The 22,121-nt window shown below is 69.2% G+C and carries 20 protein-coding genes; 9 read left to right on the forward strand and 11 right to left on the reverse strand.

All coding sequences use genetic code 11. The features are described 5' to 3' along the window. Positions 1-44: 44 nt before the first annotated feature. Positions 45-1,106 carry a quinolinate synthase NadA gene (gene nadA, locus NMI01S_RS18860; protein WP_062998998.1) on the reverse strand — a complete coding sequence of 354 codons (1,062 nt, stop codon included), beginning with the start codon at positions 1,104-1,106 and terminating at the stop codon, positions 45-47. 95 nt (positions 1,107-1,201) lie between these two features. On the opposite strand from nadA, the gene NMI01S_RS18865 reads away from it, so the two are divergent. After that, the gene (locus NMI01S_RS18865) at positions 1,202-1,978 is read left to right on the forward strand and encodes an NUDIX hydrolase (RefSeq protein WP_062998999.1); all 777 of its coding nucleotides are present in this window, start codon (positions 1,202-1,204) and stop codon (positions 1,976-1,978) included. A 130-nt stretch (positions 1,979-2,108) separates the two neighbouring features. Continuing rightward, positions 2,109-2,753, forward strand: a complete 645-nt coding sequence (locus NMI01S_RS18870) for a DedA family protein (RefSeq protein ID WP_062999000.1) — start codon at positions 2,109-2,111, stop codon at positions 2,751-2,753. Positions 2,754-3,182: 429 nt separating this feature from the next. On the opposite strand, the gene NMI01S_RS18875 is transcribed toward NMI01S_RS18870, so the two are convergent. The 3 genes from NMI01S_RS18875 to bioB all read right to left on the reverse strand — a co-directional run bounded on the left by NMI01S_RS18875 (position 3,183) and on the right by bioB (position 5,130). Further along, complete coding sequence (locus NMI01S_RS18875; protein WP_062999002.1) at positions 3,183-3,809, reverse strand: DUF2567 domain-containing protein; 627 nt, start codon at positions 3,807-3,809, stop codon at positions 3,183-3,185. Then, positions 3,809-4,033 carry a biotin synthase auxiliary protein BsaP gene (gene bsaP, locus NMI01S_RS18880; RefSeq protein ID WP_036500577.1) on the reverse strand — a complete coding sequence of 75 codons (225 nt, stop codon included), beginning with the start codon at positions 4,031-4,033 and terminating at the stop codon, positions 3,809-3,811. The genes NMI01S_RS18875 and bsaP overlap by 1 nt, the downstream gene beginning before the upstream one ends. An 83-nt stretch (positions 4,034-4,116) precedes the next feature. Further along, positions 4,117-5,130, reverse strand: a complete 1,014-nt coding sequence (gene bioB, locus NMI01S_RS18885) for a biotin synthase BioB (RefSeq protein WP_030514661.1) — start codon at positions 5,128-5,130, stop codon at positions 4,117-4,119. Positions 5,131-5,303: 173 nt separating this feature from the next. On the opposite strand from bioB, the gene NMI01S_RS18890 reads away from it, so the two are divergent. The 4 genes from NMI01S_RS18890 to NMI01S_RS18905 all read left to right on the forward strand — a co-directional run bounded on the left by NMI01S_RS18890 (position 5,304) and on the right by NMI01S_RS18905 (position 9,078). After that, on the forward strand, positions 5,304-5,888 hold the full coding sequence (locus tag NMI01S_RS18890; protein WP_039777484.1) for a TetR family transcriptional regulator: 585 nt from the start codon (positions 5,304-5,306) through the stop codon (positions 5,886-5,888). 187 nt (positions 5,889-6,075) lie between these two features. Continuing rightward, positions 6,076-7,107 (forward strand): FecCD family ABC transporter permease, encoded by a 1,032-nt coding sequence (locus NMI01S_RS18895; RefSeq protein ID WP_062999004.1) that lies wholly within the window; start codon positions 6,076-6,078, stop codon positions 7,105-7,107. Positions 7,108-7,259: 152 nt separating this feature from the next. Next, on the forward strand, positions 7,260-7,994 hold the full coding sequence (locus NMI01S_RS18900; protein WP_245716928.1) for an ABC transporter ATP-binding protein: 735 nt from the start codon (positions 7,260-7,262) through the stop codon (positions 7,992-7,994). A gap of 61 nt (positions 7,995-8,055) precedes the next feature. Beyond that, positions 8,056-9,078 (forward strand): ABC transporter substrate-binding protein, encoded by a 1,023-nt coding sequence (locus tag NMI01S_RS18905; protein ID WP_062999006.1) that lies wholly within the window; start codon positions 8,056-8,058, stop codon positions 9,076-9,078. 9 nt (positions 9,079-9,087) lie between these two features. Here the strand turns inward: NMI01S_RS18905 and NMI01S_RS18910 are convergent, their stop codons facing one another. From NMI01S_RS18910 to NMI01S_RS18940, 7 genes are all read right to left on the reverse strand, one after another. Then, entirely contained in the window at positions 9,088-10,239 is a 1,152-nt protein-coding gene (locus tag NMI01S_RS18910; RefSeq protein WP_062999009.1) for an alpha/beta fold hydrolase, read from the reverse strand. Positions 10,240-10,312: 73 nt separating this feature from the next. Further along, positions 10,313-10,651 carry an MmcQ/YjbR family DNA-binding protein gene (locus tag NMI01S_RS18915; protein ID WP_062999816.1) on the reverse strand — a complete coding sequence of 113 codons (339 nt, stop codon included), beginning with the start codon at positions 10,649-10,651 and terminating at the stop codon, positions 10,313-10,315. Positions 10,652-10,708: 57 nt separating this feature from the next. After that, on the reverse strand, positions 10,709-11,389 hold the full coding sequence (gene bioD, locus NMI01S_RS18920; RefSeq protein ID WP_062999011.1) for a dethiobiotin synthase: 681 nt from the start codon (positions 11,387-11,389) through the stop codon (positions 10,709-10,711). Between the two features lie 32 nt (positions 11,390-11,421). Further along, positions 11,422-12,570, reverse strand: a complete 1,149-nt coding sequence (locus tag NMI01S_RS18925; RefSeq protein WP_062999818.1) for an 8-amino-7-oxononanoate synthase — start codon at positions 12,568-12,570, stop codon at positions 11,422-11,424. A gap of 80 nt (positions 12,571-12,650) precedes the next feature. Continuing rightward, positions 12,651-13,877 carry an FAD-dependent monooxygenase gene (locus NMI01S_RS18930; RefSeq protein ID WP_062999013.1) on the reverse strand — a complete coding sequence of 409 codons (1,227 nt, stop codon included), beginning with the start codon at positions 13,875-13,877 and terminating at the stop codon, positions 12,651-12,653. A 61-nt stretch (positions 13,878-13,938) separates the two neighbouring features. Next, a complete protein-coding gene (locus NMI01S_RS18935) occupies positions 13,939-14,784 on the reverse strand; it encodes a class I SAM-dependent methyltransferase (protein WP_218021063.1) in 846 nt (281 codons plus the stop codon). A 147-nt stretch (positions 14,785-14,931) separates the two neighbouring features. Next, positions 14,932-16,203: an adenosylmethionine--8-amino-7-oxononanoate transaminase gene (locus NMI01S_RS18940; protein WP_062999015.1), complete on the reverse strand. Its 1,272-nt coding sequence runs from the start codon at positions 16,201-16,203 to the stop codon at positions 14,932-14,934. 156 nt (positions 16,204-16,359) lie between these two features. On the opposite strand from NMI01S_RS18940, the gene NMI01S_RS18945 reads away from it, so the two are divergent. From NMI01S_RS18945 to treY, 3 genes are all read left to right on the forward strand, one after another. Continuing rightward, positions 16,360-17,421: a bifunctional helix-turn-helix transcriptional regulator/GNAT family N-acetyltransferase gene (locus tag NMI01S_RS18945; RefSeq protein WP_062999017.1), complete on the forward strand. Its 1,062-nt coding sequence runs from the start codon at positions 16,360-16,362 to the stop codon at positions 17,419-17,421. A 128-nt stretch (positions 17,422-17,549) separates the two neighbouring features. Next, positions 17,550-19,685 carry a glycogen debranching protein GlgX gene (gene glgX, locus NMI01S_RS18950; RefSeq protein WP_062999019.1) on the forward strand — a complete coding sequence of 712 codons (2,136 nt, stop codon included), beginning with the start codon at positions 17,550-17,552 and terminating at the stop codon, positions 19,683-19,685. Next, complete coding sequence (gene treY / locus NMI01S_RS18955; protein WP_062999021.1) at positions 19,682-22,108, forward strand: malto-oligosyltrehalose synthase; 2,427 nt, start codon at positions 19,682-19,684, stop codon at positions 22,106-22,108. Before glgX ends, treY begins: the two co-directional genes overlap by 4 nt. The last annotated feature ends 13 nt before the right edge of the window (positions 22,109-22,121 follow it).

The raw sequence follows: 22,121 nt of genomic DNA on the forward strand, positions 1-22,121 counted from the left end.
CATCGATCGAACCTTTCCGGCCCGCCCGGAGGCGGGTGCCGGTGCTATTCGCCGCCGCCGGGATTGCCGATGGCGATCATGCGCTGCACCGAATTGCGTGCCAGTGCCGCGGTTTCCGGATCGACGTGCACCTCGTCGAGTTCGTCGGTCAGGCAGCGCAGCAGCGCGGCCGGCGTGATCATCTTCATGTACTTGCAGGACGCGCGATCGTTGACGGCCTGGAAATCGATGCCGGGGGCGGCCTTGCGCAGCTGATGCAGCATGCCGACCTCGGTGGCGACCAGGACCTGGTGGGACTGCGCGGCCTTCGCGGCGTCGATCATGCCGCCGGTGGACAGGATGTGGACCCGGTCGGCCGGGAACGCCCCCTCCCCCGCGAGATACAGAGCCGAGGTGGCGCAACCGCATTCGGGATGCACGAACAGCTCGGCATCGGGATGGGTGCGGGCCTGTTCGGTCAGTTCGTCGCCGTTGATGCCGGCGTGCACGTGGCATTCACCGGCCCAGATGTGCATGTTCTCCCGTCCGGTCACCCGCTTCACGTGGGCGCCGAGGAACTGGTCGGGCAGGAACAGCACCTCGCGGTCGGGATCGATGGAGGCGACCACGTCGACGGCATTGGACGAGGTGCAGCAGATGTCGGTCAGCGCCTTCACCGCGGCGGTGGTGTTCACGTACGACACCACGAGAGCGCCGGGATGTTCGGCCTTCCACGCGCGCAGGTCGTCGGCGGTGATGGAGTCGGCCAGCGAGCAGCCCGCGCGCTGGTCCGGAATCAGCACGGTCTTGTCCGGACTGAGGATCTTCGCGGTTTCGGCCATGAAGTGCACGCCGCAGAACACGATGGTGTCCTCGGGCGCCTCGGCGGCGATCCGCGACAAGGCCAGGGAATCGCCGACGTGATCGGCCACATCCTGGATCTCGGGTAGCTGGTAGTTGTGCGCCAGGATCGTGGCGTTGCGCTCGCGCGCCAGCCGCTTGATCTCCTGCGCCCACTCCGGTGTGGCCTCGACTCCGCCGAACCCGTCCGGACCGTCGATGACCTGCGCTGCGAATGCCTGCGTCGTCGGACCAGTGGTCGCTGTCGTCAGACTCGTTGACGCCATGGCATGGCTCCTTCCTCATGCGCGCGGCACTCGCGCCACGCGCATCACCCCGGGCCGATTCGCTTCAACCCGGTTTTCGACTTACAATCGAAAACGTGGCCCATAGTAGCACCATTCACGAATCGCTCACCGCGGTGTTCCAGGTTCGTCGCTTCATGGACACCGTCACCGCAGGTCCAGGGGGTGATCACTCGGTGATCGCGAGCGAACCGGTGGATCCGCAGAGTCCGCGCGGCAATCACGGCCTCCGCACCGAACTCGGGGTGTTGCTGTGGCAGCGAGCGATGGAACCACAGACCGGCACCTGGTCGCTGCCCGGCGGCCGGCTGCGCGACGACGAGGATCTCGACACCTCCGCCCGCCGTCAGCTGGCCGAGAAGGTCGACGTGCGTGAGCTGTGGCACATCGAGCAGTTGTCGGTCTTCAGCGATCCGCATCGAGTGCCGGGGGTACGCCGCATCGCCTCGGCGTATCTGGGACTGGTGCCGCTCACCGCGGACCCGCAACTGCCCGCCGACACCCGCTGGCATCCGGTGTCGGCCCTGCCGAACATGTCGTTCGACCACGGCACCGTCGTCCACCACGCCCGGACCAGGCTGGCGGCGAAGCTGTCCTACACCAATATCGCCTTCGCCCTGGCTCCCTCGTCGTTCACCATGTCGACATTGCGCGAAATCTATTGCACCGCACTGGGTTACGAGGTCGACACCACCAACCTGCAACGAGTGTTGAGCCGCCGCAAGGTGATCACGCCGACCGGGGAGACCGCCGCGCCGGGCAAAACGGGTGGGCGGCCCGCGGCGGTCTATCGGTTCACCGACGACGAAATCCGGGTGACCGACGAATTCGCGGCGCTGCGACCCCCGGGGTGAGCGGCGTGCACGGCGCTCGGGCTATGCGCGGTGTGCGCACGACGGCCTCCACCGCTGTGTGAGCGGTCCGCGCATGACCGGCGCCGGGGACGGCGGACGCCCATGGTCCGCGCACGGTAGCGTCGGCGGAATGGAATCGCTGATGCACCGGATTCTCGATATCGCGCCGGTGTGGGTCTACCTGACGGTCGGTCTGCTCGTTTTCGCCGAGGACGCGATTTTCGTCGGCTTCGTGATTCCGGGTGAGACGGCGGCCGTTCTCGGCGGTGTCGCGGCCAGCCAGGGACATGTGCTGCTGTGGGCGATGATCCTGCTGGTGGTGGCCGCCGCGATCATCGGCGACTCGGTGGGCTACGAGGTGGGCAAACATTTCGGCAGCCGCCTGCTCGCCGCCTCCTACCTCGACAAACATCGCGGCCGCCTGGACAGAGCTCAGGACTTCCTCGCCCGCCGCGGCGGCTGGGCCGTTTTCCTCGGTCGCTTCACCGCCTTCTTCCGCGCGGTGATGCCGGCTTTGGTCGGCGCCTCCCGCATGCCCTACCCGAAGTTCCTTTCCTTCAACGCCATCGGCGGCATCGTCTGGGGAACGACCTTCGTGGTCCTCGGCTACGTCGCCGGCAATTCCTACGAGAAGGTCGCGAAAACCGTCGGCCGCGATATGGCGATCGCGGTCGTGGTGATCGTCGTCCTGGCACTGATCGTGTGGAAGCTGCGCGAACGCCGCGAGGAGAAGAAGATCGAATCCGAGTACCACGCCACCCACGACGGGCGCTGAATCTCTACCCCCGGCTCACCACTGCCGATCCCGATGCTTGACCGTGCGCCGATAGGTGCGCTTGCTCGCCACCGGCTGCGCCGCAGCGGACCGGCGAAGTTCGTGCCGGCGCCGCCATGCGATGAGATCGGGTCGTTCGCTCGGTTCGATTGCCGCACAATCACTTTCCGATCGCGCTTGCACTTCTGCCATTCCTACTCACCTCCCCTCCTGGCTGATCCGGCGCAACAGTAAACGACCGCGAGCCCGGATTACCATCGAATAAATGGCGATCCGGGGCTCGATAGCGATCACTCGCACGGAGACCGATACCTCACCCGCAGGGAGATCAGAGAGCCCACGTCCTGTTGCCCAAGTTCAGCGCTTCGGCCGCCGAGTTTGTTCAGAGTCGGCGACCTCGATGTCCGGGCGCAACGGCGTCGGCGCGGTTCAGCGCTGCGAATCGGCGTTCTGATACGACCCGGGCCGATGGTAGGGCCCGTAGGTCACCTCGGACAGTGGCGCGCGGGGTGCGGGTTCCGCCGTTTCACCGCGGCCGCTCCCGAGGTCCTCGGAGGTGCTCAGCGCCGACAGCAGGAGTACGACCAGTCCGGCGACCAGCGGTTGCAGCAGCAGCGCGGTCCAGCCTTCGACGGTGGGCGCGAGCTCCACGACGGTGTGCACGGGAGGGTTGTGGGAGCGGGGGTGGATCCAGCGCGCGACCTGTTCGCCGAACCACGACATCACCCAGGCTCCGGCCAGCGAACCGATCAGCAGACTCACCAGCATGATCGGCCCGCGCATCGCGCGCCGGCGCCACACCGCGGCGGCGCTGAGCAGTCCGGTCACCAGACCGACGCAGGCGAAGATCGCCACCGCGTCGAAGCGGTGCGCGCTTTCCCCCGTGAGCGCCATACCGCTGCCGGGTTCGACGACGAAGACCTTCTCGGTCGGTGCGAGCATGGCCCACACTCCGCCGCCGATGATGCTGACCACCAGCACCGCCGCGACGATCCACAGCGCCGCGCGCAGCTCGCGCGGTGCGGGAGAGGCTGCGGCGGCGCCGCGGGAGGTCATCAGCGATGGTCCAGGCTGTGGGAATCGATCACCCCGTGCCGCGAACATTTCGCCCACCAGCCGTCCGGACTCACCTGGACGATCATCCGGCGGCCGCACTGCTCACAGAAGCGCGGCGGTTCCAGGCCCAAGGCCGCGGCCGCCGGCACCGGATCGTCGAGGCCCACGACGATCCGCTTCCCGGTGTACGGGTTGTAGCGCTCTTGCATATCAGGCTGTGGCATCTGGACCACCATTCGCGAAACCCCTCATGAAGTGCAGCTCTCCAGCTGCTCGACAATACCCGAACCGCCGCGGCCGCAGGCGCTCAGAGGGTCTCGTTGAGCGCCTTGATCGGCATCTTCAGATCGGTGAGCAGGTCCAGGTCCGCTTCGGCGGGACGGCCGAGCGTGGTCAGGTAGTTGCCCACGATCACGGCGTTGATACCGCCGAGGATGCCCTGCTTGGCGCCCAGGTCGCCGAGCGTGATCTCCCGGCCGCCCGCGAAACGCAGAATGGTGCGCGGCAGCGCGAGCCGGAACGCGGCGACGGCGCGCAGCGCATCGGCCGCGGGCAGCACCTCGAGGTCACCGAACGGGGTGCCCGGACGCGGGTTGAGGAAGTTCAGCGGGACCTCGTCGGGCTCCAATTCGGCCAGGTTGGCAGCGAATTCGGCCCGCTGCTCCAGGGTTTCGCCCATGCCGAGGATGCCGCCACAGCACACCTCCATACCGGCCTCGCGCACCATGCGCAGGGTGTCCCACCGCTCCTCCCAGGTGTGGGTGGTGACCACGTTCGGGAAGTGCGAGCGCGAGGTCTCGAGGTTGTGGTTGTAGCGGTGCACGCCCATCGCGGCGAGCTGATCGACCTGTTCCTGGTTCAGCATGCCCAGCGAGCAGGCGACCTGGATGTCGACCTCGTTGCGAATGGCCTCGACGCCGGCGGCGACCTGCGCCATCAGCCGCTCGTCCGGACCGCGCACGGCGGCGACGATGCAGAATTCGGTGGCGCCGGTCTTGGCGGTCTGCTTCGCGGCCTCGACCAGGCTCGGGATGTCGAGCCAGGCGGCGCGCACCGGCGACTGGAACAGGCCCGACTGTGAGCAGAAGTGGCAGTCCTCGGGGCAGCCGCCGGTCTTGAGCGAGATGATGCCCTCGACCTCGACCTCCGGGCCACACCACTTCATCCGCACCTCGTGTGCGAGCTCCAGCAGTGCCTCGAGCTGGTCGTCGCCCAGGCGCAGCACCTCGAGGGTCTGCTCCTGAGTCAGTCCGACGCCACGTTCGAGAACCTGCTCGCGCGCGGTGGCCAGAATGTCGGTCTTCACGGGTGCCTGCGTCACAGCACGAATCCCTTCCGTCCGGCCGGTGCGGCCGTGCCTATTGCGGCATGGACTGGGCCCTCCGTGGTTACGCAGGCTGCCGCCTCCGGGCCTGCGCGTCCATGCCGTGCAACTTGAACGGTGTTCAGGCTAGGGTAGCGGGGTCAGTGAGTCAAAACATGCGAGGGGTAGAAGTGCAGCTACATCGGGCGGATGTGATCGACGGCGCCATCGCCATCCTCGATCAGTACGGGCTCGCCGATCTGACCATGCGCCGCCTCGCCACCGCTCTGCACGTGCAGCCGGGGGCGCTGTACTGGCATTTCCCGAACAAGCAGGCGCTGCTCGGCGCGGTCGCCGACCGCATCCTCACCCCGATGGAGGAACCGGTCGCCGCCGAGGACTGGCCGGGCCAGATCAGCGAACTCGCGCATCGGCTGCGGTCGTGTCTGCTGGCGTATCGCGACGGCGCGGAGGTCGTCTCGGCCACCTACGCCTCCCGCCTGACCACCAGCAAGGGCCGGGAACGCTTGGCCAGTGCGATGATTCGCGGCGGCATGACCCGTGAGGAGGCCGATCTGGCGGCCTACACGCTGCTGTACTACGTCCTCGGCGAGACGGTGGACGAGCAGTCGCGGATGCAGATGGATTCCGCGGGCGCGCTGGCGGAGGAGGATTCCCCGCTCTACGAGAACACCTCGGCCACCGAGCGATTCGACTTCGGATTGCAGCTGTTCGTGGGCGGGGTGCTGCATCTGCTCGGGAGCCGGGTGCGCTAGCCGGACATTTCGGACGGTAGTATTCGGAACCGTCATCCCCGGCGGCGCGGGAATCCGGTGGAAATCCGGAACGGTCGCGCCACTGTGATCGCGGGCGGGCGCCGACGTGCGGACCGCTGCGGGAGTCAGACCTCGGTCGCCGGGCACTGCTCTGAAGAGGTCGCGTGATGCCTGTGGAGTTCCGGCGATGAATCGCGTCCGGACAACGATCGTCGTCCCCGTGACGCTGGCGTCGCTGCTCGTCGCGATGGTGGTGGCGACCGCGTGTGGCGCCGAACCGCTTCCGATCCCGGCGGTGCTCGAGGTCCTGGGCGGACATCTGGGCGGCTCCGGTGCGGTCGATTCCGCCTTCGACACCATCGTGTGGCAGTTGCGGGTGCCGCGCACCATCCTGGCCGCGGTGGTCGGCGCGGGCCTGGCACTCGCCGGTGCCGCCATGCAGACATTGGTGCGCAATCCCCTGGCAGATCCCTATCTGCTGGGCGTGTCCTCGGGCGCGGGTGTGGGCGCCGCGGCTGTGATCACGTCGGGGTTGTTCGCCGGGGCCGGAATCTGGGCGCTGTCGGGTGGCGCGCTCGCCGGCGCGTTGACGGCAGCGGCCACGGTGTTCGCCATCGCGATGGCACAGGGCGGGTTGACGCCGCTGCGTCTCGTCCTGACCGGAACCGTGCTGGGATCGGCGTTTTCGGCGCTGAGCAGCTACCTCATCTTCCGCAGCGCCGATCCGAAAGCCGCGCAGTCGGTGCTGTTCTGGCTGCTCGGCAGCCTGGCCGGGGCCGACTGGACGCGAATCGCGGTGCCCGCCCTCGTCGTTGCGCTCGCGGCGGCGACTCTGCTGGCCGTGCACGGGTGGCTGGACGCGTTGAGCGTGGGCGCCGAGACCGCCGCATCGGTGGGAGTGCCGGTGCGGGCCGTGCGTTACGGGTTGTTCGTGGGACTGGCGATTCTGGTCGGCGTTCTGGTGGCGGTATCCGGCGGGATCGGCTTCGTGGGCCTGGTGGTACCGCATGCGGCGCGGATGCTGGTGGGCTCCACCCATCGGCGATTACTGCCGGTCGCGGCGCTGTGCGGTGCGCTGTTCCTGGTCGTGGCCGACGCGGCGGCACGAGTCCTCGTGCGGCCCATTGAAATTCCGGTGGGCGTGCTGACCGGACTGATCGGCGCGCCGGTATTCCTGCTGCTGATGGGGCGGCGGCGTTACCGGTTCGGTGCGGCATGAACGGGCCCGCGCCGCAGTTTTCGGCGGACGGAGGCGTCCCGGCCGCCCCGTCGGCACCTGTCCCCTCGCCCCCGCTCGCCGCTGAGCGCTCGTCGGAAACGGTCGCCGCCACACTGCGGGTAGAGCACCTGACGTGCGGGCCGCGCGGCAGAGTGGTACTGGCAGATGCCGACTTCGACGTCCGTCCCGGTGAAGTGGTCGGCGTCGTCGGACCCAACGGCGCCGGAAAGTCCACGCTGCTACGCACCCTGGGCGGACTGCTGCGCCCGCGCCGAGGCCGCGTCCTGGTGAACGGCAGTGCGCTGCATGCCCTCTCGGCGCGACGCCGGGCTCGGCTGGTCGCCATGGTCGGGCAGGACGACCAGCCGCCGGCGGATCTGTGCGCCGGCGAAGTGGTCGCCCTGGGGCGCACGCCGTATCTGCCGCCGTGGGGCGCGGGCAGCCCGGCCGAACGCCGCGCGGTCGGCGACGCCTTGGCGGTTGTCGATCTCGCCGGATTCGCCGATCGCCCGGTGCGGCGGATGTCCGGCGGTGAGCGGCAGCGGGTGCTGCTGGCCCGGGCCCTGGCGCAGGCGAGCCCGCTGCTGTTGCTCGACGAGCCGACCAATCACCTGGACATCACCCACCGGCTCGCGCTCCTGGATCTGGTGCGGGGACTGGGCCGCACCGTCGTGGTCGCACTGCACGATCTGACCCTGGCCGACCGTTACTGCGATCGGGTGCTGGTCGTGCACGACGGCTCCGCTTCGGACCTGCGCCCGCCACGGGAGGCGTTGAGTTCCGAGGTTCTCGCCACGGTCTTCGGTGTCCGGGCGGCCCGCGTGCGGCATCCGGAGACCGGCGCCACACATCTACTGCTGGAACCGCATTCGGAGGCTGCGCGATGAGGCGCCGGCACCGCCGCGAACCCGGCAGCCGTAGTCCCGGACACCGTCGGAGGTAGACGATATGCAACTTCTGCGATGGCTCGCCATCGGATCGACCGTCGCGTCCTTGGTGGCGTGTGGCCCCGCGCAGTCCTCCGACGGCACTCTGACCCTCACCAATTGCGGTGAGCAGGTGCGCTTTCCGGCTCCGGCACAGCGCATGTTCGTCAACGACACCAATATGGTCGCGATGACGCTGGCCTTGGGCGCACAGGATTCGGTGGCCGCGGTGGCCGGTCTGCAACAGGACGTCGCGACCTTGCGGCGGCACTACGGTGACGTCGTCGACCGGTTGGACAATGTCGCGCCGAGCTCGCCGTCCCGGGAGACGGTGCTGGCCCGGCGCCCCGATGTGATGGTGGCCGGCTGGAACTACGGCTACAGCGAGGCCACCGATCTCACGCCGGATACGCTGCGCGCCAACGGTATCACGCCCTACATCCTCACCGAGAGCTGCCGCCCGCACGCCGGTCGGCGGCAACGCGGCACCGTCGAGCCGTGGGCGGCGCTGCGCGCGGATCTGTCGAATCTGGGCGCGATCACCGGACACCCCGACCGGGCCACCGCACTCGTCGCCGACATCGATACCCGCCTCCAGCGCTTGCGCGCCGCACCACGGGCCGCGACACCGCCGACCCTGTTCGTCTTCGACACCGCGAGCGAAACCATCTTCTCCAGTGGCAGATTCGGCGGCCCCCAGGCCGTCCTCGAGGCCGCCGGCGCACGCAACGCACTCGACGACGTGGCCGACACGTGGACGGCGGTGTCGTGGGAACGCCTGGCCGCCGCCGACCCGGACGCCCTCGTCTTCGTCGACTATCCGGGGCAGACCTTCGCCCAGAAGGTGGACGCCCTGCGCGCCAAACCCGGCATCAACCGGCTGCGCGCGGTGACCGAGCAACGGTTCCTCGATCTGCCCTATGTGCTCTGGACGTCGAGCCCGCTCAATATCGATGCCGCCGAGCAGGTGCGGGCACAACTCGAGCGGTGGAACATGCTGCCGCCTTCGGATATTCGGCCGGCATTCGACGACGCCGTGCGCTGAACCGCCGGATCACGGCATACCCATGGTCTGCTCGGAATGCACCAGCCCGATGAACGGCACGATCTGCTGGGCGATCACGGTGTTGTATTCGCGCGGATGCTGCCGTGGATCGGCATGTCCGGTGCTGCGGGTCAGCACCACCAGGAGGGTGCCGTCGACACCTCCGACGGTGTCGATCAGCGCACGATGGGTGTACTCGTCGTCCACGACGGTATCCCGGTACGGATTGTGCGGGCGGATGAAGACGACGGCCGGGCGGGCTTTGCCGGACGCCGGTTTCGCCAGCGCGCGCAGGTCGTCGATCGCGCCGCTGGCGACGATGGCCTTGAATTGATCCTCGATGAGGCCGTTGCTGGCGGCGTCGGTGTTGAAGATCTTCTGCCGCAGCACATCGGTGACCGTGCGGCCCAGCGACGCCATCCGGATTCCCGGCGGGTCGGAGCCGTAGTCGATGAATTGGTCACGGCGGGAATAGGTTTCCGCCAGCAGTCGCAGCCCCCGGCTCTCCCGTGTGCCGGGGAACCAGCCGAACCAGCGCAGCAGATCCTCACCCTGGTCCCGGCTTTCCGGCCGTACCGCGGCCAGGTCGACCGGCGTGCAATCCAGGATCACCCCGGACAGGGTGCGCGTGCTGTGGGTGTGGATGTGCTTGGCGATCTCGAGTGCGATCACCCCGCCCATGCTGTGGCCGACCAGCACCACCTTGTGGATACGGGCGGCCTCGGTGACGCGGATGATCAGATCGCTGATGACCTTCGTGTCGATACCGGTGTTGTCGTAGCGCACCGCCCACACCGAGCCCAGTTGCCGCAGCGAGGGCAGGGCCCGTGCGGTATCGGAGGCGTCGAGCGAACCCAGGCCGACGAGGTCGAAGACCGCGGTATCGCGATCGCGATCGCTCGCCGCGGCCGGGCCCGAGATGGGCAGCACCGCAGGATCGGTGCGCGCCAGCCGTGCCTGCTCGGGGGAAACGTCGTAGTGCCAATACTGCGCGAACACGACGAGTACGACGATCGGGACCAGCGCCGCCCGCAGCAGCACGCGCCGCGTCCGCCCCAGCGTCCGCGGGCGGTGCCCCACACGGGTTTCGGTCAGCCGGGCCCGCCGTCGCGCATCGTCGTAATCCGCGACCGTGGAAGGGTGCCGATCTCGCATGGACATCCCTACCCACTGTAAGGGCGTTCGCGAGCGGCGCATCCGTTCCGCGGCGCGCCACGGTGATATCCGCCGTCGATTACCGCTGGTCGTCGAGGAGGTGGCGGGGTGCGGCCTGGCGCCAGGAATCGAGGATGATCGCCTCCAATTCGGCCCGGTCGTCCAGGGCGGCCAGCCGGGCGCGCACCCACGCGTTACCGGCCTCGTGCGTGGCGATCCAGAATTTCCCGGGCTCGGCCACGACCAGTTCGTCGCGGTCGACGATCGGGCAGCGCACCGCGATCGAGGTCTCGGCCTCGGGCAGTGTCAGAAACAGCTTGCCCGCGACCCGGAAAGTGGGCATCCCCCAGGCGAATTGCTCCGATGTCTCGGGCAGCGACAGGGCATAGTCGCGGGCATCCTCCCCGGTTGCGCTCATGTCCCGCATCCTGCCAGGCCCCACCGACACGAACGGGGCCTCGCCGCGGCGGGCGGCTCAGCCGAGGTAGCGGCGAACCCAGTCGGCGTGGAACCACCCGGAGGCGGTGTCGGCGAATCGCTCGGGCAGCCACTGTCCGGCACCCTCGGGAATCACCCCGACCACCTCGGTACCGGTGACCTCCGGCAGATCGGTGCGGTTGCATTCGGACGCGAGATCCGGTGCGCTCGGCCAGGATCCGATGACCAGGCCCGCGCACCGCACCCCCGCGGCGGCGAGGGCCCGGGTGGTGAGTTCGCTGTGGTTGAGGGTGCCCAGTCCCGCGGCAGCGACCACCAGCACCGGCGCGTCCAATTTCTGTGCCAGGTCGAGCAGCGTGAACTCCCCGACTCGAACGAGCAGGCCGCCCGCTCCCTCGATCAGGGTGAGGTCGGCATCGGCCAGCGAGTCGATTCCGGCCACCGTCTCACCGAGGGTGAGCAGCGGTTGCCCGCAGCGGCGAGCGGCGGTGTCGGGGGCCAGCGGTTCGGGATAGCGGGCCAGTTCGAGCGTGCGGGTCACACCCGCCAGCCGCTCGATCACCGCGAGGTCGCCGGCTTCGCCCGGAGCCACGCCGGTCTGTGCGGGTTTGCACACCGCGACCGTGCGCCCGGCCGAGCGCGCCGCCGCGGCCAGCGCGGCCGTGACGACGGTCTTCCCGACGTCGGTCGAGGTGCCCGTCACGATCAACCTGCTCATATCGCCTCGCTCCTGTCGTTTGCTCGCATCACTCAGGCGGCCCGCGGATCCCGCGCCGCGGTCAGCACCTCGTCCAGCACCGTGGCGATGGTCCGCATCTCCGCGTCGGTGAGGTCGGCACGCGCGGTCAACCGCAGCCGCGAGGTGCCCTCCGGCACCGACGGCGGCCGGAAACATCCCACGCTCAGACCGCGCGCCCGGCACTGTTGCGCGGCGTCGAAGGCCACCTGCGCCTGCCCGAGCACCACCGAGACGACCGCCGAATCCGGTTGCGGCACACCGGCGATGCGGGCGATATCGGCGGCCCGGGCGAGGACTCGCCCGCCCAGCTCCGGTTCCTTGCGCAGCAACCGCAACGCCGCATGAGCGGCGCCCACCGCGGCGGGCGCCAATCCGGTGTCGAAGATGAAGGTGCGCGCGGTATCGATGAGGTGGGCGCGTACCCGCTCGTCGCAGAGCACGATTCCGCCTTGCGCCGCAAGCGCTTTCGACAGAGTGGCGGTGACGATCAGATCCGGTTGCCCGGCCAGGCCGAGTTCGTGCACCAGACCGCGGCCGCCGTCGCCCCGCACGCCGATGCCGTGCGCCTCGTCGACGATCAGCACGGCACCGTTCGCGCGCACCACCCGATGCAGGTCGGTCAGCGGCGCGAGGTCGCCGTCGGCGCTGAACACCGAATCGGTGAGCACCAGCGCACGGTCCTCCGTCCGCTGTGACAGCAGCCGGTCGACGGCCTCGACATCGCGATGCGGCGCGATCTCCACCCGTGCCCGCGAGAGCCGGCAGGCGTCGACCAGCGAGGCGTGGCTGCCGGCGTCGGAGACCACCAGCGCGCCGCGGCCGGCCAGTGCGGTGACGACACCGAGGTTGGCGGCATAGCCGGAGGCGAAGACCAGGCCCGACTGCGCCCCCACGAAGTCGGCCAGGTCGGACTCGAAGTCCTCGTGGGCGACGGTGGTGCCGGTGACCAGCCGCGATCCGGTCGCGCCGGCGCCCCAGGTCCGGACCGCCTCGACCGCGCCCGCGATCACCTCGGGGTGGCGCGACAGGCCCAGGTAGTCGTTGGAGGCGAGGTCGATGAGATCGCTGTGCGCCGGTCGCGCCCGCAACTGCCGCCGCAACCCGGCGCGCACCCGGTCACCCGCACGCTCGTCCAACCAGCTCAACGGATCCTCGTTCACAGCTCGGAAGCATACTTGAACGCCGTTCAGGACGGTGGCGGCGGGGGCGGTCGCGGTTCTCGCCGCAGGTGGCGGACCGGTCAGGCCGGCGGCGTCCAGTCGAGGGCGCGCGCGAAGGCGCGCGGCATCGCCCAGCCGGGCATCAGCCGCAGCGCGGTGTCGCGGGCACGCACCGCGGGCGTCCACGACCATTGCGCGACCGTTCCGATCCGCCGGGAACGATGGGCGAGGGCCCGGGTGCGCGGGCGCCGCAGCGCGTCGTAGTGGCGCAGCGCGTCGTCGATCTCGCCGTCGCCGAGCAGCGCGGCCAGGGTGACCGCATCCTCGAGGGCGAGGTTCGCGCCCTGGCCCATGTTCGGCGTCATGGCGTGCGCGGCGTCGCCGAGCAGCGCGACGCGCCCGCGGACGAACGTCGGCAGATCGGGCAGTTGGTAGATGTCGTGGCGCATCACCGAATCCGGCGACACCGCACCCAGTAGCCGTGGAACCGGATCGGGCCACTCGCCGAAACGTCGCCGCACTTCGGCGAATTCGCCGCCGGACGCGCGCTCGCCTTCGTCCGCGTTCACCGCACCGAACATGTACACCCGGTGGTCGGCGAGCGGGACGATGCCGAAAATCTCACCGCTGCCCCAGATCTGGCCGCCCTGGCGAAGGTCGGGCAACGGTTCGGTGATCATCCGCCAGGCGGTGTATCCGGCATAGCGGGGTGGGCGGGCGCGCGGACAGACCGCGGTCCGCACGACACTGCGCAGGCCGTCGGCACCGATCACGAGATCCGCGGTCTCCGCTCCCCCGCTGTGCAGAACGGGCACCGCCGGCGAGGCATGTCCACCCGCTGGACGCTCGTGCCCGGCTATACCGCCGTCCCGCACGGATCCGGGCCCGGCGTCGGCTGTCCCCCAATGGTCTTCGATGTCGACCCCGGTCACGGTGACTCCCAGGCGCAGACGGTCCGCGCCGAGGGCCGTGCGCAGGATGTCGAACAGATCCGCGCGATGGACCGCTACCACCGGGCCGTACCGGTCGGCCAATTTCTCGGTGTCGGTGCGGGTCAGCCAGCGGCCGGAGCGGTCACGGATTCCGCCCTCGGTCTCGGCCATCGCGCGCGAGCGCACCTCCGGGCCCATGCCGATCGCATCGAGCGCGCGTAACCCGTTGGGCCACAGGGTCAGTCCCGATCCGACCTCGCCGACGGCGGCGGCTCGCTCCCAGACCTGGACGTCGTGTCCGCGCCGATGCAACGCGATCGCGGCGGCCATACCGCCGATTCCCCCGCCGACGACGATCACTCGCAGTGCCCGCATCCCCACTCCTCGGCTCTAGGCGTCGGCGTCCAGCCAAACACACCGCGCCCACCGCCGCAGGTCAGCCGCCGATGCGCGCATGTGCCAGTCGGCACAGATCCACCGGTTGCAGCGCATCGGCCCGCTCCCACCAGCCCGCCGGTACGGCCGCCCGGTGGCTGATGTGCTCGACCTCGGCGAATTCGTACCGGTGCAGGAGGTCGTCGAGGGTTTCCGGGGTGAAGGTGCTCAGCCACGGTTCGCCCTGCGCGCTGGTGACGGGCTGGACGGATGCGGCGTAGGCGTGCCCGTTGCCGTCGCGCAGTGCCGGATCGAGCATGTACTCCATCACCAGTTCCGAACCCGGGGCCAGACCGGACAGGGCGGCCAGCGTGTCACCGATCGCCTCGGCGGTGAGATACATGCTGACCCCGAGCCAGCTGACCACGGCCGGACGTTCACGGTCGAATCCGGCATCGGCCAATTGCCGTGGCAATTCGTCGCATTCGAAATCTACGGGTACGAAAATCACCTCGCCGACCGGCTGGATATCGCCGATGTCGAGGATTTCCCTTTTCCACCGCTGGGTGCCGGGATGGTCGACCTCGAATACCCGGACTCCTTCGGCCGGACCGCGATATCCGAAACTGTCGAGGCCCGCACCGAGAACGACATATTGCGCTGCGGCCGACTCGGCGAGGCGCTGTTCGACCCAGTGGCTGCGCACCGTCGCCTGCGCCCGGACCGCGGCGAGCAGCGGATGGTCGCCGTGGTGCAGGTGGTAGCCGATGAGCTCCTCCGCATGCGGGCCGAGCAGGGCGGAGGCCATGGTATCGCGGAACAGACAGGGCTCGCTGTCGATCAGCAGGTGGGCCGCGCGAGCCGCGGCCGCCATCATCGCCGTGCGGCTGGGTTCGGTGCCGATCATCGAATTCCCTTTCACCGTGCTGGGACCCGGTGGATATCACCGGGCGAATGCCGATGATAGACAGGAATTTTCGCGCTCGCCGTCACCATATCACACGAAAATAAATATCCGATATACGACGAACGGCGGGCCGGAAGGGAATTCGGCTCAACCCGCCGCGGCGGTGGCGACGACGCCGGCGGCGATGCGCGCGATATCGTCGGCACTGCTGATGAACGGCGGCATGGTGTAGACCAGATTGCGGAACGGCCGCAGCCACACGCCGGCCTCGACGGCGGCGCGGGTCGCGGCGACCATATCGATCGAATGGTCGAGCTCGACCACCCCGATCGCGCCGAGCACACGCACGTCCACCACGCGCGGATTGTCCTGCGCGGCGGCGAGTCCCGATTTCAGGCCGGCCTCGATCGCGGCGACCTCGCCCGCCCAGTCCCGCGAGAGCAGCAGTTCGACGGAGGCCACCGCGACCGCACAGGCCAGCGGATTGCCCATGAATGTGGGCCCGTGCATGAGCCCGCCGTGCGCCGCGCTGACGGTCTCGGCGATGCGGGTGGTGCACAGTGCGGCGGCCAGGGTCATATATCCGCCGGTGATGGCCTTGCCCACACACATGACGTCCGGCGCCACCCCGGCGGCCTCGGCGGCGAAAAGCGTTCCGGTGCGGCCGAATCCGGTCGCGATCTCGTCGAAGACCAGCAGTACGCCGTGCTGATCGCACAACCGGCGCAGTTCGTTCAGGTAGCGCGGATGATGAAAACGCATCCCGCCCGCACCCTGCACGACGGGCTCGACGATCACCGCCGCGGTCTCGTGCGCATGCGCGGCCAGCAGCCGATCCAGCTCCGCGACGTAGGCGGGATCGAAGTCGGCCGGCGGTGCGGGCGCGAAGATCTGCTCGGCCAGCACGTCGGTCCACAGCGAATGCATGCCACCCTCGGGATCGCACACGCTCATCGGGGTGAAGGTGTCGCCGTGATATCCGCCGCGCCAGGTGAACAACCGCCGCTTGCCGGGCTGTCCGAGCGCCCGCCAGTACTGCAGGCACATCTTGGCCGCGACCTCGACCGACACCGAACCCGAATCGCAGAGGAACACCTTGTCCAGACCGTCGGGGGTCAGTTCCACCAGCAGTTGCGACAGCCGCACCGCCGGCTCGTGGGTGAGCCCGCCGAACATGACATGACTCATCCGCCGCGACTGCTCGACCAGCGCGGCGTCCAGCACCGGATGCCGGTACCCGTGGACGGCCGCCCACCACGAACTCATCCCGTCGACAAGCTCCCGGCCGTCGGTGAGGGTCAGGCGGGTGCCCGCGGCCGAGGCGACCACCAGCGGTTCGGTGCTCGCGGGGAAGCCGCCGTAGGGATGCCACACATGGGCGGCGTCGAGGGCGGTGATCTGGTCGGCTGTCAGGGCCACGCGGATCCCTTCACGAGACGGTCTTGAACGCTGTTCAAGTTATCACCGCGACGAAACACCTCGGCACCGGGACCGCGGGCCCGGAATATTCGTTCCCCCGCACCGCGAGGCATTCGCGCGATATCTTTGACTCAGTCAAAGAACTGGAGGAGGGCCATGACGACTGCGGCACTCGACCACGACGACGTCGGCGCGGTGCGCGCGTTCAACCGCCGCTATACCCGGTTGATCGGCGTCCTCGAGGAACATCTGCTCGACAGCGACTTCTCGCTCACCGAGGCGCGAATCCTGTTCGAACTCGCCCGTTCCGGACCGCTCGGCGTCCGCGCGCTGCGCACCGAACTGGGCTTGGACCCGGGTTATCTGAGCCGGATCCTCGCCCGCTTCGAGAGCGCCGGGCTGGTGCGGCGGCACCGCTCCGAGTCCGATGCACGCCTGCAGCTCGTACACCTCACCGACGCCGGGCGGGCCGCGGCCGACGATCTCGACCACCGGTCCGCGCGCGACATCGCCGAGCTGCTGGCCGGGCACAGCGCCGCGGACCGGCGGCGCCTGCGCACCGCGATGCGCACGATCGAAGAGCTGCTCGCCCCGGCCACTACGACGGGCCGCGCAAGCACGTCTGCGGCAGGCGACGCAAACACATCCGCGGCAGGCGACGCGAGCACGTTCGCAGCGGGCCGCGCAAGCACGTCGGCAGCACGCGACGCGAACACATCAGCTGCCGGCCCCGGGCGCGAGGTCCGCCTCCGATCTCCGCGCCCGGGCGACTACGGCTGGATCATCCAGCGCAACGCGGTGCTCTATGCCGCCGAATACGGCTGGGACACCGAGTACGAGGCGCTGGTCGCGAAGATCGTCGCCGACTTCCTGGCCGGGCACGATCCCGACACCGAACGGGCATGGATCGCCGAGGCCGGCGGCGTCGCGGCCGGGGCGGTGTTCTGTGTGCGCGAGGACGACACCACCGCCAGGCTGCGGCTACTGCTCGTGGAACCGTCGGCGCGCGGGCTCGGCGTGGGCACCGCACTGGTCGAGCAGTGCCTGCGGTTCGCGGCCGAGGCCGGATATCAGGACATGGTGTTGTGGACCAACGATGTGCTCACCGCGGCGCGGCGGATCTACCAGCGCGCCGGATTCGAACTCGTCGATTCCCGACCGCACCGCAGTTTCGGTGCCGACCTCGTCGGCCAGACCTGGCGGCGCGGCCTGCGGTAACGGCGGCGCCCCGGAACCCGCGCGGCCGGTCGGCCGAGGCCGGGTCATCGATAGCCACCGGATTACCGGCCCGGCACGACCCGGCCCACCCGCACCGGCGGCTCCGGCACGACGGTTACTGTCGATGTATGGTTCGGCCCGATACATCCGGTGAGATGACGCCTCTCGGCGTCTGGCCGGGTGCCGCCTATCCGCTGGGCGCGACCTACGACGGGGCCGGCACCAACTTCTCGGTGTTCTCCGAGGTTGCCGAACAGGTCGAGCTGTGCCTGATCGATCGCGCGGGCGGTGAGCACCGCATCGCGCTCGACGAGGTCGACGGGTACGTCTGGCACGCCTATCTGCCCACCGTCGCCCCCGGCCAGCGCTACGGGTTCCGCGTGCACGGTCCCTACGATCCCGCCCGCGGATTGCGCTGCGACAGCAGCAAACTACTCCTCGACCCCTACGGCAAGGCCTTCGCGGGACGGTTCGCCGCCGACGCCACCCTGCACACCTACGGCGCGGATACGCTGGGGCACACCATGACCGGCGTGGTGGTCAACCCGTACTTCGACTGGGCCGGCGACCGCCCGCCGCGGCGGCCCTATCACGAAACCGTCATCTACGAAGCCCACGTCAAGGGGCTGACGATGACGCATCCGGCGATTCCGCAGCGACTGCGCGGCACCTACGCGGGTATCGCGCATCCGGCGATCATCGACCATCTGCTGTCGCTGGGGGTCACCGCGATCGAACTCATGCCGGTCCACCAGTTCCTGCACGACCGGATCCTGCTCGACCGCGGCCTGCGAAACTACTGGGGCTACAACAGTTTCGGTTATCTGGCGCCGCACCACGAGTACTCCGCCGACCCGCGAGCCGGGGCCGCGGTCACCGAATTCAAGGCGATGGTCCGGGCGCTGCACAGCGCCGGTATCGAGGTGATCCTCGACGTGGTCTACAACCACACCGGCGAGGGTAATCACCTCGGGCCCACGATCGGCCTGCGCGGCATCGACAACGCGGCGTACTACCGTCTGGCCGAAGACGATCCCGCGCACTACATGGACTACACCGGCACCGGTAACAGCCTCAACGTGCGCCACCCGCACACGTTGCAGCTGATCATGGATTCGCTGCGGTACTGGATTCTCGATATGCACGTCGACGGCTTCCGCTTCGATCTGGCGGCCGCGCTGGCGCGCGAACTGCACGATGTGGACCGGCTTTCCACCTTCTTCGACCTTGTGCAGCAGGATCCGGTGGTCAGTCAGGTCAAACTGATCGCCGAGCCGTGGGATGTCGGCGAGGGCGGCTACCAGGTCGGGAACTTCCCCGGGCTGTGGACCGAGTGGAACGGCAAGTACCGCGACACCGTCCGCGACTACTGGCGCGGCCGACCGGCGACCCTGGGCGAATTCGCCTCGAGGTTCACCGGCAGTTCCGACCTGTATGAAGCCACCGGCCGCCGCCCGGGCGCGAGCATCAACTTCGTCACCGCCCACGACGGCTTCACGCTGCGAGACCTGGTGTCCTACAACGACAAACACAATCACGCCAACGGCGAGGACAATCGCGACGGCGAGGACTACAACCGATCCTGGAACTGCGGGATCGAAGGCCCCGCCGACGATCCGGAGGTGTGTGCGCTGCGAGATCGCCAGAGCCGCAACATGATCGCCACCCTGGCGCTGTCGCAGGGCACGCCCATGCTGCTGCACGGCGACGAGATCGGGCGCACCCAGCACGGCAACAACAATGCCTACTGCCAGGATTCGCCGGTGTCCTGGATGGATTGGGCCGCCGCGCAGAAATACGCCGACCTGCTGACGTTCACGCGCGCCGCGTTCGCGCTGCGCCGCGCCCATCCGGTGTTCCGGCGCCGGCGCTTCTTCGACGGACGTCCCGGCACCCCCGACGAACTCCCGGGCGATATCGCGTGGTTCACCCCCGGCGGCACGGAGATGACCACGGCCGACTGGAATACCGGCTTCGCCCGCTCGCTGGCGGTGTTCCTCAACGGCGAGGCGATCGCCGAACCGGGCCCGCGCGGGGAACGAGTGCGCGATGATTCGTTCCTGCTGTGTTTCAATGCCCACGACGCACCCCTCGAATTCGCCGTACCCGGACCGGAATTCGGCGCGCACTGGACGGTGGCGCTGGATTGCTCGACACCCACCGGGCGCGCAGATGCCACCTATTCCGCAGCGACCACGGTCGCCGTACCCGCTCGCTGCCTGCTCGTTCTCCGCCGTTCCGAATCCACACCGATATCGAGATGACAGACACCCCTTCCCCTGAACACCGCACCGGCCCGATCGCCCGCCGGACCCCCGTGCGCAGCACGTACCGACTGCAACTGCGCCCGGACGCCCTGACCTTCGCCGATGCCCGGGCGATCGCCGAATATCTACAGCAGCTGGGTATTTCGCATCTATACCTGTCCCCGGTGATGACCGCGATGCCGGGCTCCGCGCACGGCTACGACGTCACCGATCCGACCACCGTGTCGGCGGCACTGGGCGGGCCGGGCGGGCTGAAAGCTCTCGCCGACGAGGTCCGCGCCCGCGGCATGGGACTGATCGTCGATCTGGTGCCCAACCACGTCGGCGTCGGTGATCCGCGGCGCAATCCGTGGTGGTGGGATGTGCTGCGCAACGGCAAGAATTCGAAGTTCGCGCACTTCTTCGACATCGACTGGAGCCCGGGCAACGGCGCGGGCGGGCGGCTGGCGCTGCCGGTCCTGCACAGTGAGAACGATCCGGCGGCGCTGACCGTCGACCGCTCGGGCCCCGAACCCGTCCTCGCCCTGCGCGATCTGCGCTTCCCGATCGCCCCCGGCACCGACGGGGAGAACGCGCTGCGCATCCACGACCGCCAGCACTATCGCCTCGTCAGCTGGAAGGCGGGGATCTGCAGCTATCGGCGATTCCTGGCGGTCTCCGAACTGGCGGCGATCCGGCAGGAGGAGCCGGCGGTGTTCGATCTGACCCATCGCGAACTGGCCGCCTGGTGCGAACACGATCTCATCGACGGGGTGCGAGTCGATCATCCCGACGGATTGTCGTATCCGGCGGCCTATCTGGCGAAACTGCGCCGGCTGATCGGTCCGCAGCGGCTGCTGATCGTGGAGAAGGTGCTCGGCCGGAACGAACCGCTCGACGCCACCCTGCCCGTGGACGGCACCACCGGATACGAAGCGCTCGCGGAGGTCGGCGGCGTCTTCGTCGATCCGGCCGGGGAGCACGCGCTCACCGAGCTGTCGCGGCGGATATCGGGGCACGGCAGCGATGCCGCCTGGATGGCAGACACCGAACATCGCATCAAACGGGCGGTGGCCGAACGGCTGCTCGTACCCGAGGTCCGCCGATTGGTCGGCGCGGTGAAGCGCGACGCCGCGGTGAACGGTTTCGATTCGGCGGCGATCAGCGATATGGCGCTGACCAATGCCACCATCGAGGTGCTGTCCTATATGCCGGTGTATCGCACCGACTACGCACCTCTGTCCGGTGTGCTCAGCACCGTGGTGGCCGAGGTGCAGCAGCGCAACCGGGAGCTGACCGCCCCGCTGTCGGTCCTGGTGCGGGCGCTGGCCGCCGGCGGAGAAGCGGCGCGGCGGATGCATCAGGTCGGCGGCGCGGTCGCGGCCAAGGCGGTCGACGACACCATGTTCTATCAGGCGGCGCGTCTGGTGTCGCTGCAGGAGATGGGCGGTGACCCGAGCCGGTTCGGACGTTCGGTGCTGGAATTCCATCTGGCCAATGCCGAACGCGCGGCGCGCCGCCCGACCACGATGACGACGCTGTCGACGCACGACACCAAGCGCGGCGAGGATGTGCGGGCCCGCATCACGGTGCTCTCACAGGTGGCCGACAGCTGGGCGAAGGCGGTGGGCGCGTGGCTGGAACTGGCGCCCGCACCGGACGGGCAGACCGCGATCTTCCTGCTGCAGAACATGTTCGGCGTGTGGCCGGTCGACGGACGCCGCCCCGCGACGGTGCCGCGGTTTCGCGAACGCCTGCACCTGTTCGCCGAGAAGACGGTGCGCGAGGCCGGATTGAGTTCCTCGTGGGAGGAGCCCGACGTCGACTTCGAGGCGGAGGTGCATCGCTGGCTGGACACCGTGATCGACGGGCCGGTCGGCGCCGAACTGGGTGAACTGGCGACCCGGCTCGCACCGCACGCATGGTCGGATTCGCTGGGACAGAAGCTGCTTCAGCTGTGCGGCCCCGGCATCCCCGACGTGTATCAGGGGTGCGAGTTGTGGGAGGACTCGCTGGTCGATCCGGACAACCGGCGGCCGGTGGACTTCGGCCATCGCCTGGCGATGCTGCAATCACTCACGGGCACACCGGAATTGGACATCTCCGGCGCTGCGAAGATGTGGATCGTCGCCTACGCCCTGTGGTTGCGGCGGGAGCGGCCGGACTGCTTCGTCGGCGGCTCCTACACCCCGCTGTTCGGCAGCGGCGACCGCAGCGAACACCTGGTGGGGTACGCGCGCGGCCGCAGCGGCGAGGCGCCGCAGGTGATCGTGGCCGCGACCCGCTACAGCGTGGCCCTGACCGAGGGCGGGTGGGCCGATACCGTCCTCGACCTGCCCTCGGGCACCTGGACCGACCGCCTCACCGGCCATACGTTCACCGGCCGCACCCGGCTGGAGAAGCTGTTCGCCCGCCTGCCGGTGGCGCTGCTGGTGCGCTGAGTCCGGAGCGAGC

The sequence above is a fragment of the Nocardia mikamii NBRC 108933 genome, assembly GCF_001613505.1.
GTDB lineage: Bacteria > Actinomycetota > Actinomycetes > Mycobacteriales > Mycobacteriaceae > Nocardia > Nocardia mikamii.

Coding starts and splice junctions, on each gene's coding strand:
- nadA (WP_062998998.1), bottom strand. CDS start 1,106: ATGGCGTCAACGAGTCTGACGACAGCGACCACTGGTCCGACGACGCAG.
- NMI01S_RS18870 (WP_062999000.1), top strand. CDS start 2,109: ATGGAATCGCTGATGCACCGGATTCTCGATATCGCGCCGGTGTGGGTC.
- NMI01S_RS18875 (WP_062999002.1), bottom strand. CDS start 3,809: ATGACCTCCCGCGGCGCCGCCGCAGCCTCTCCCGCACCGCGCGAGCTG.
- bsaP (WP_036500577.1), bottom strand. CDS start 4,033: ATGCCACAGCCTGATATGCAAGAGCGCTACAACCCGTACACCGGGAAG.
- NMI01S_RS18895 (WP_062999004.1), top strand. CDS start 6,076: ATGAATCGCGTCCGGACAACGATCGTCGTCCCCGTGACGCTGGCGTCG.
- NMI01S_RS18905 (WP_062999006.1), top strand. CDS start 8,056: ATGCAACTTCTGCGATGGCTCGCCATCGGATCGACCGTCGCGTCCTTG.
- NMI01S_RS18910 (WP_062999009.1), bottom strand. CDS start 10,239: ATGTCCATGCGAGATCGGCACCCTTCCACGGTCGCGGATTACGACGAT.
- NMI01S_RS18915 (WP_062999816.1), bottom strand. CDS start 10,651: ATGAGCGCAACCGGGGAGGATGCCCGCGACTATGCCCTGTCGCTGCCC.
- bioD (WP_062999011.1), bottom strand. CDS start 11,389: ATGAGCAGGTTGATCGTGACGGGCACCTCGACCGACGTCGGGAAGACC.
- NMI01S_RS18930 (WP_062999013.1), bottom strand. CDS start 13,877: ATGCGGGCACTGCGAGTGATCGTCGTCGGCGGGGGAATCGGCGGTATG.
- NMI01S_RS18935 (WP_218021063.1), bottom strand. CDS start 14,784: ATGATCGGCACCGAACCCAGCCGCACGGCGATGATGGCGGCCGCGGCT.
- NMI01S_RS18945 (WP_062999017.1), top strand. CDS start 16,360: ATGACGACTGCGGCACTCGACCACGACGACGTCGGCGCGGTGCGCGCG.
- glgX (WP_062999019.1), top strand. CDS start 17,550: ATGGTTCGGCCCGATACATCCGGTGAGATGACGCCTCTCGGCGTCTGG.
- treY (WP_062999021.1), top strand. CDS start 19,682: ATGACAGACACCCCTTCCCCTGAACACCGCACCGGCCCGATCGCCCGC.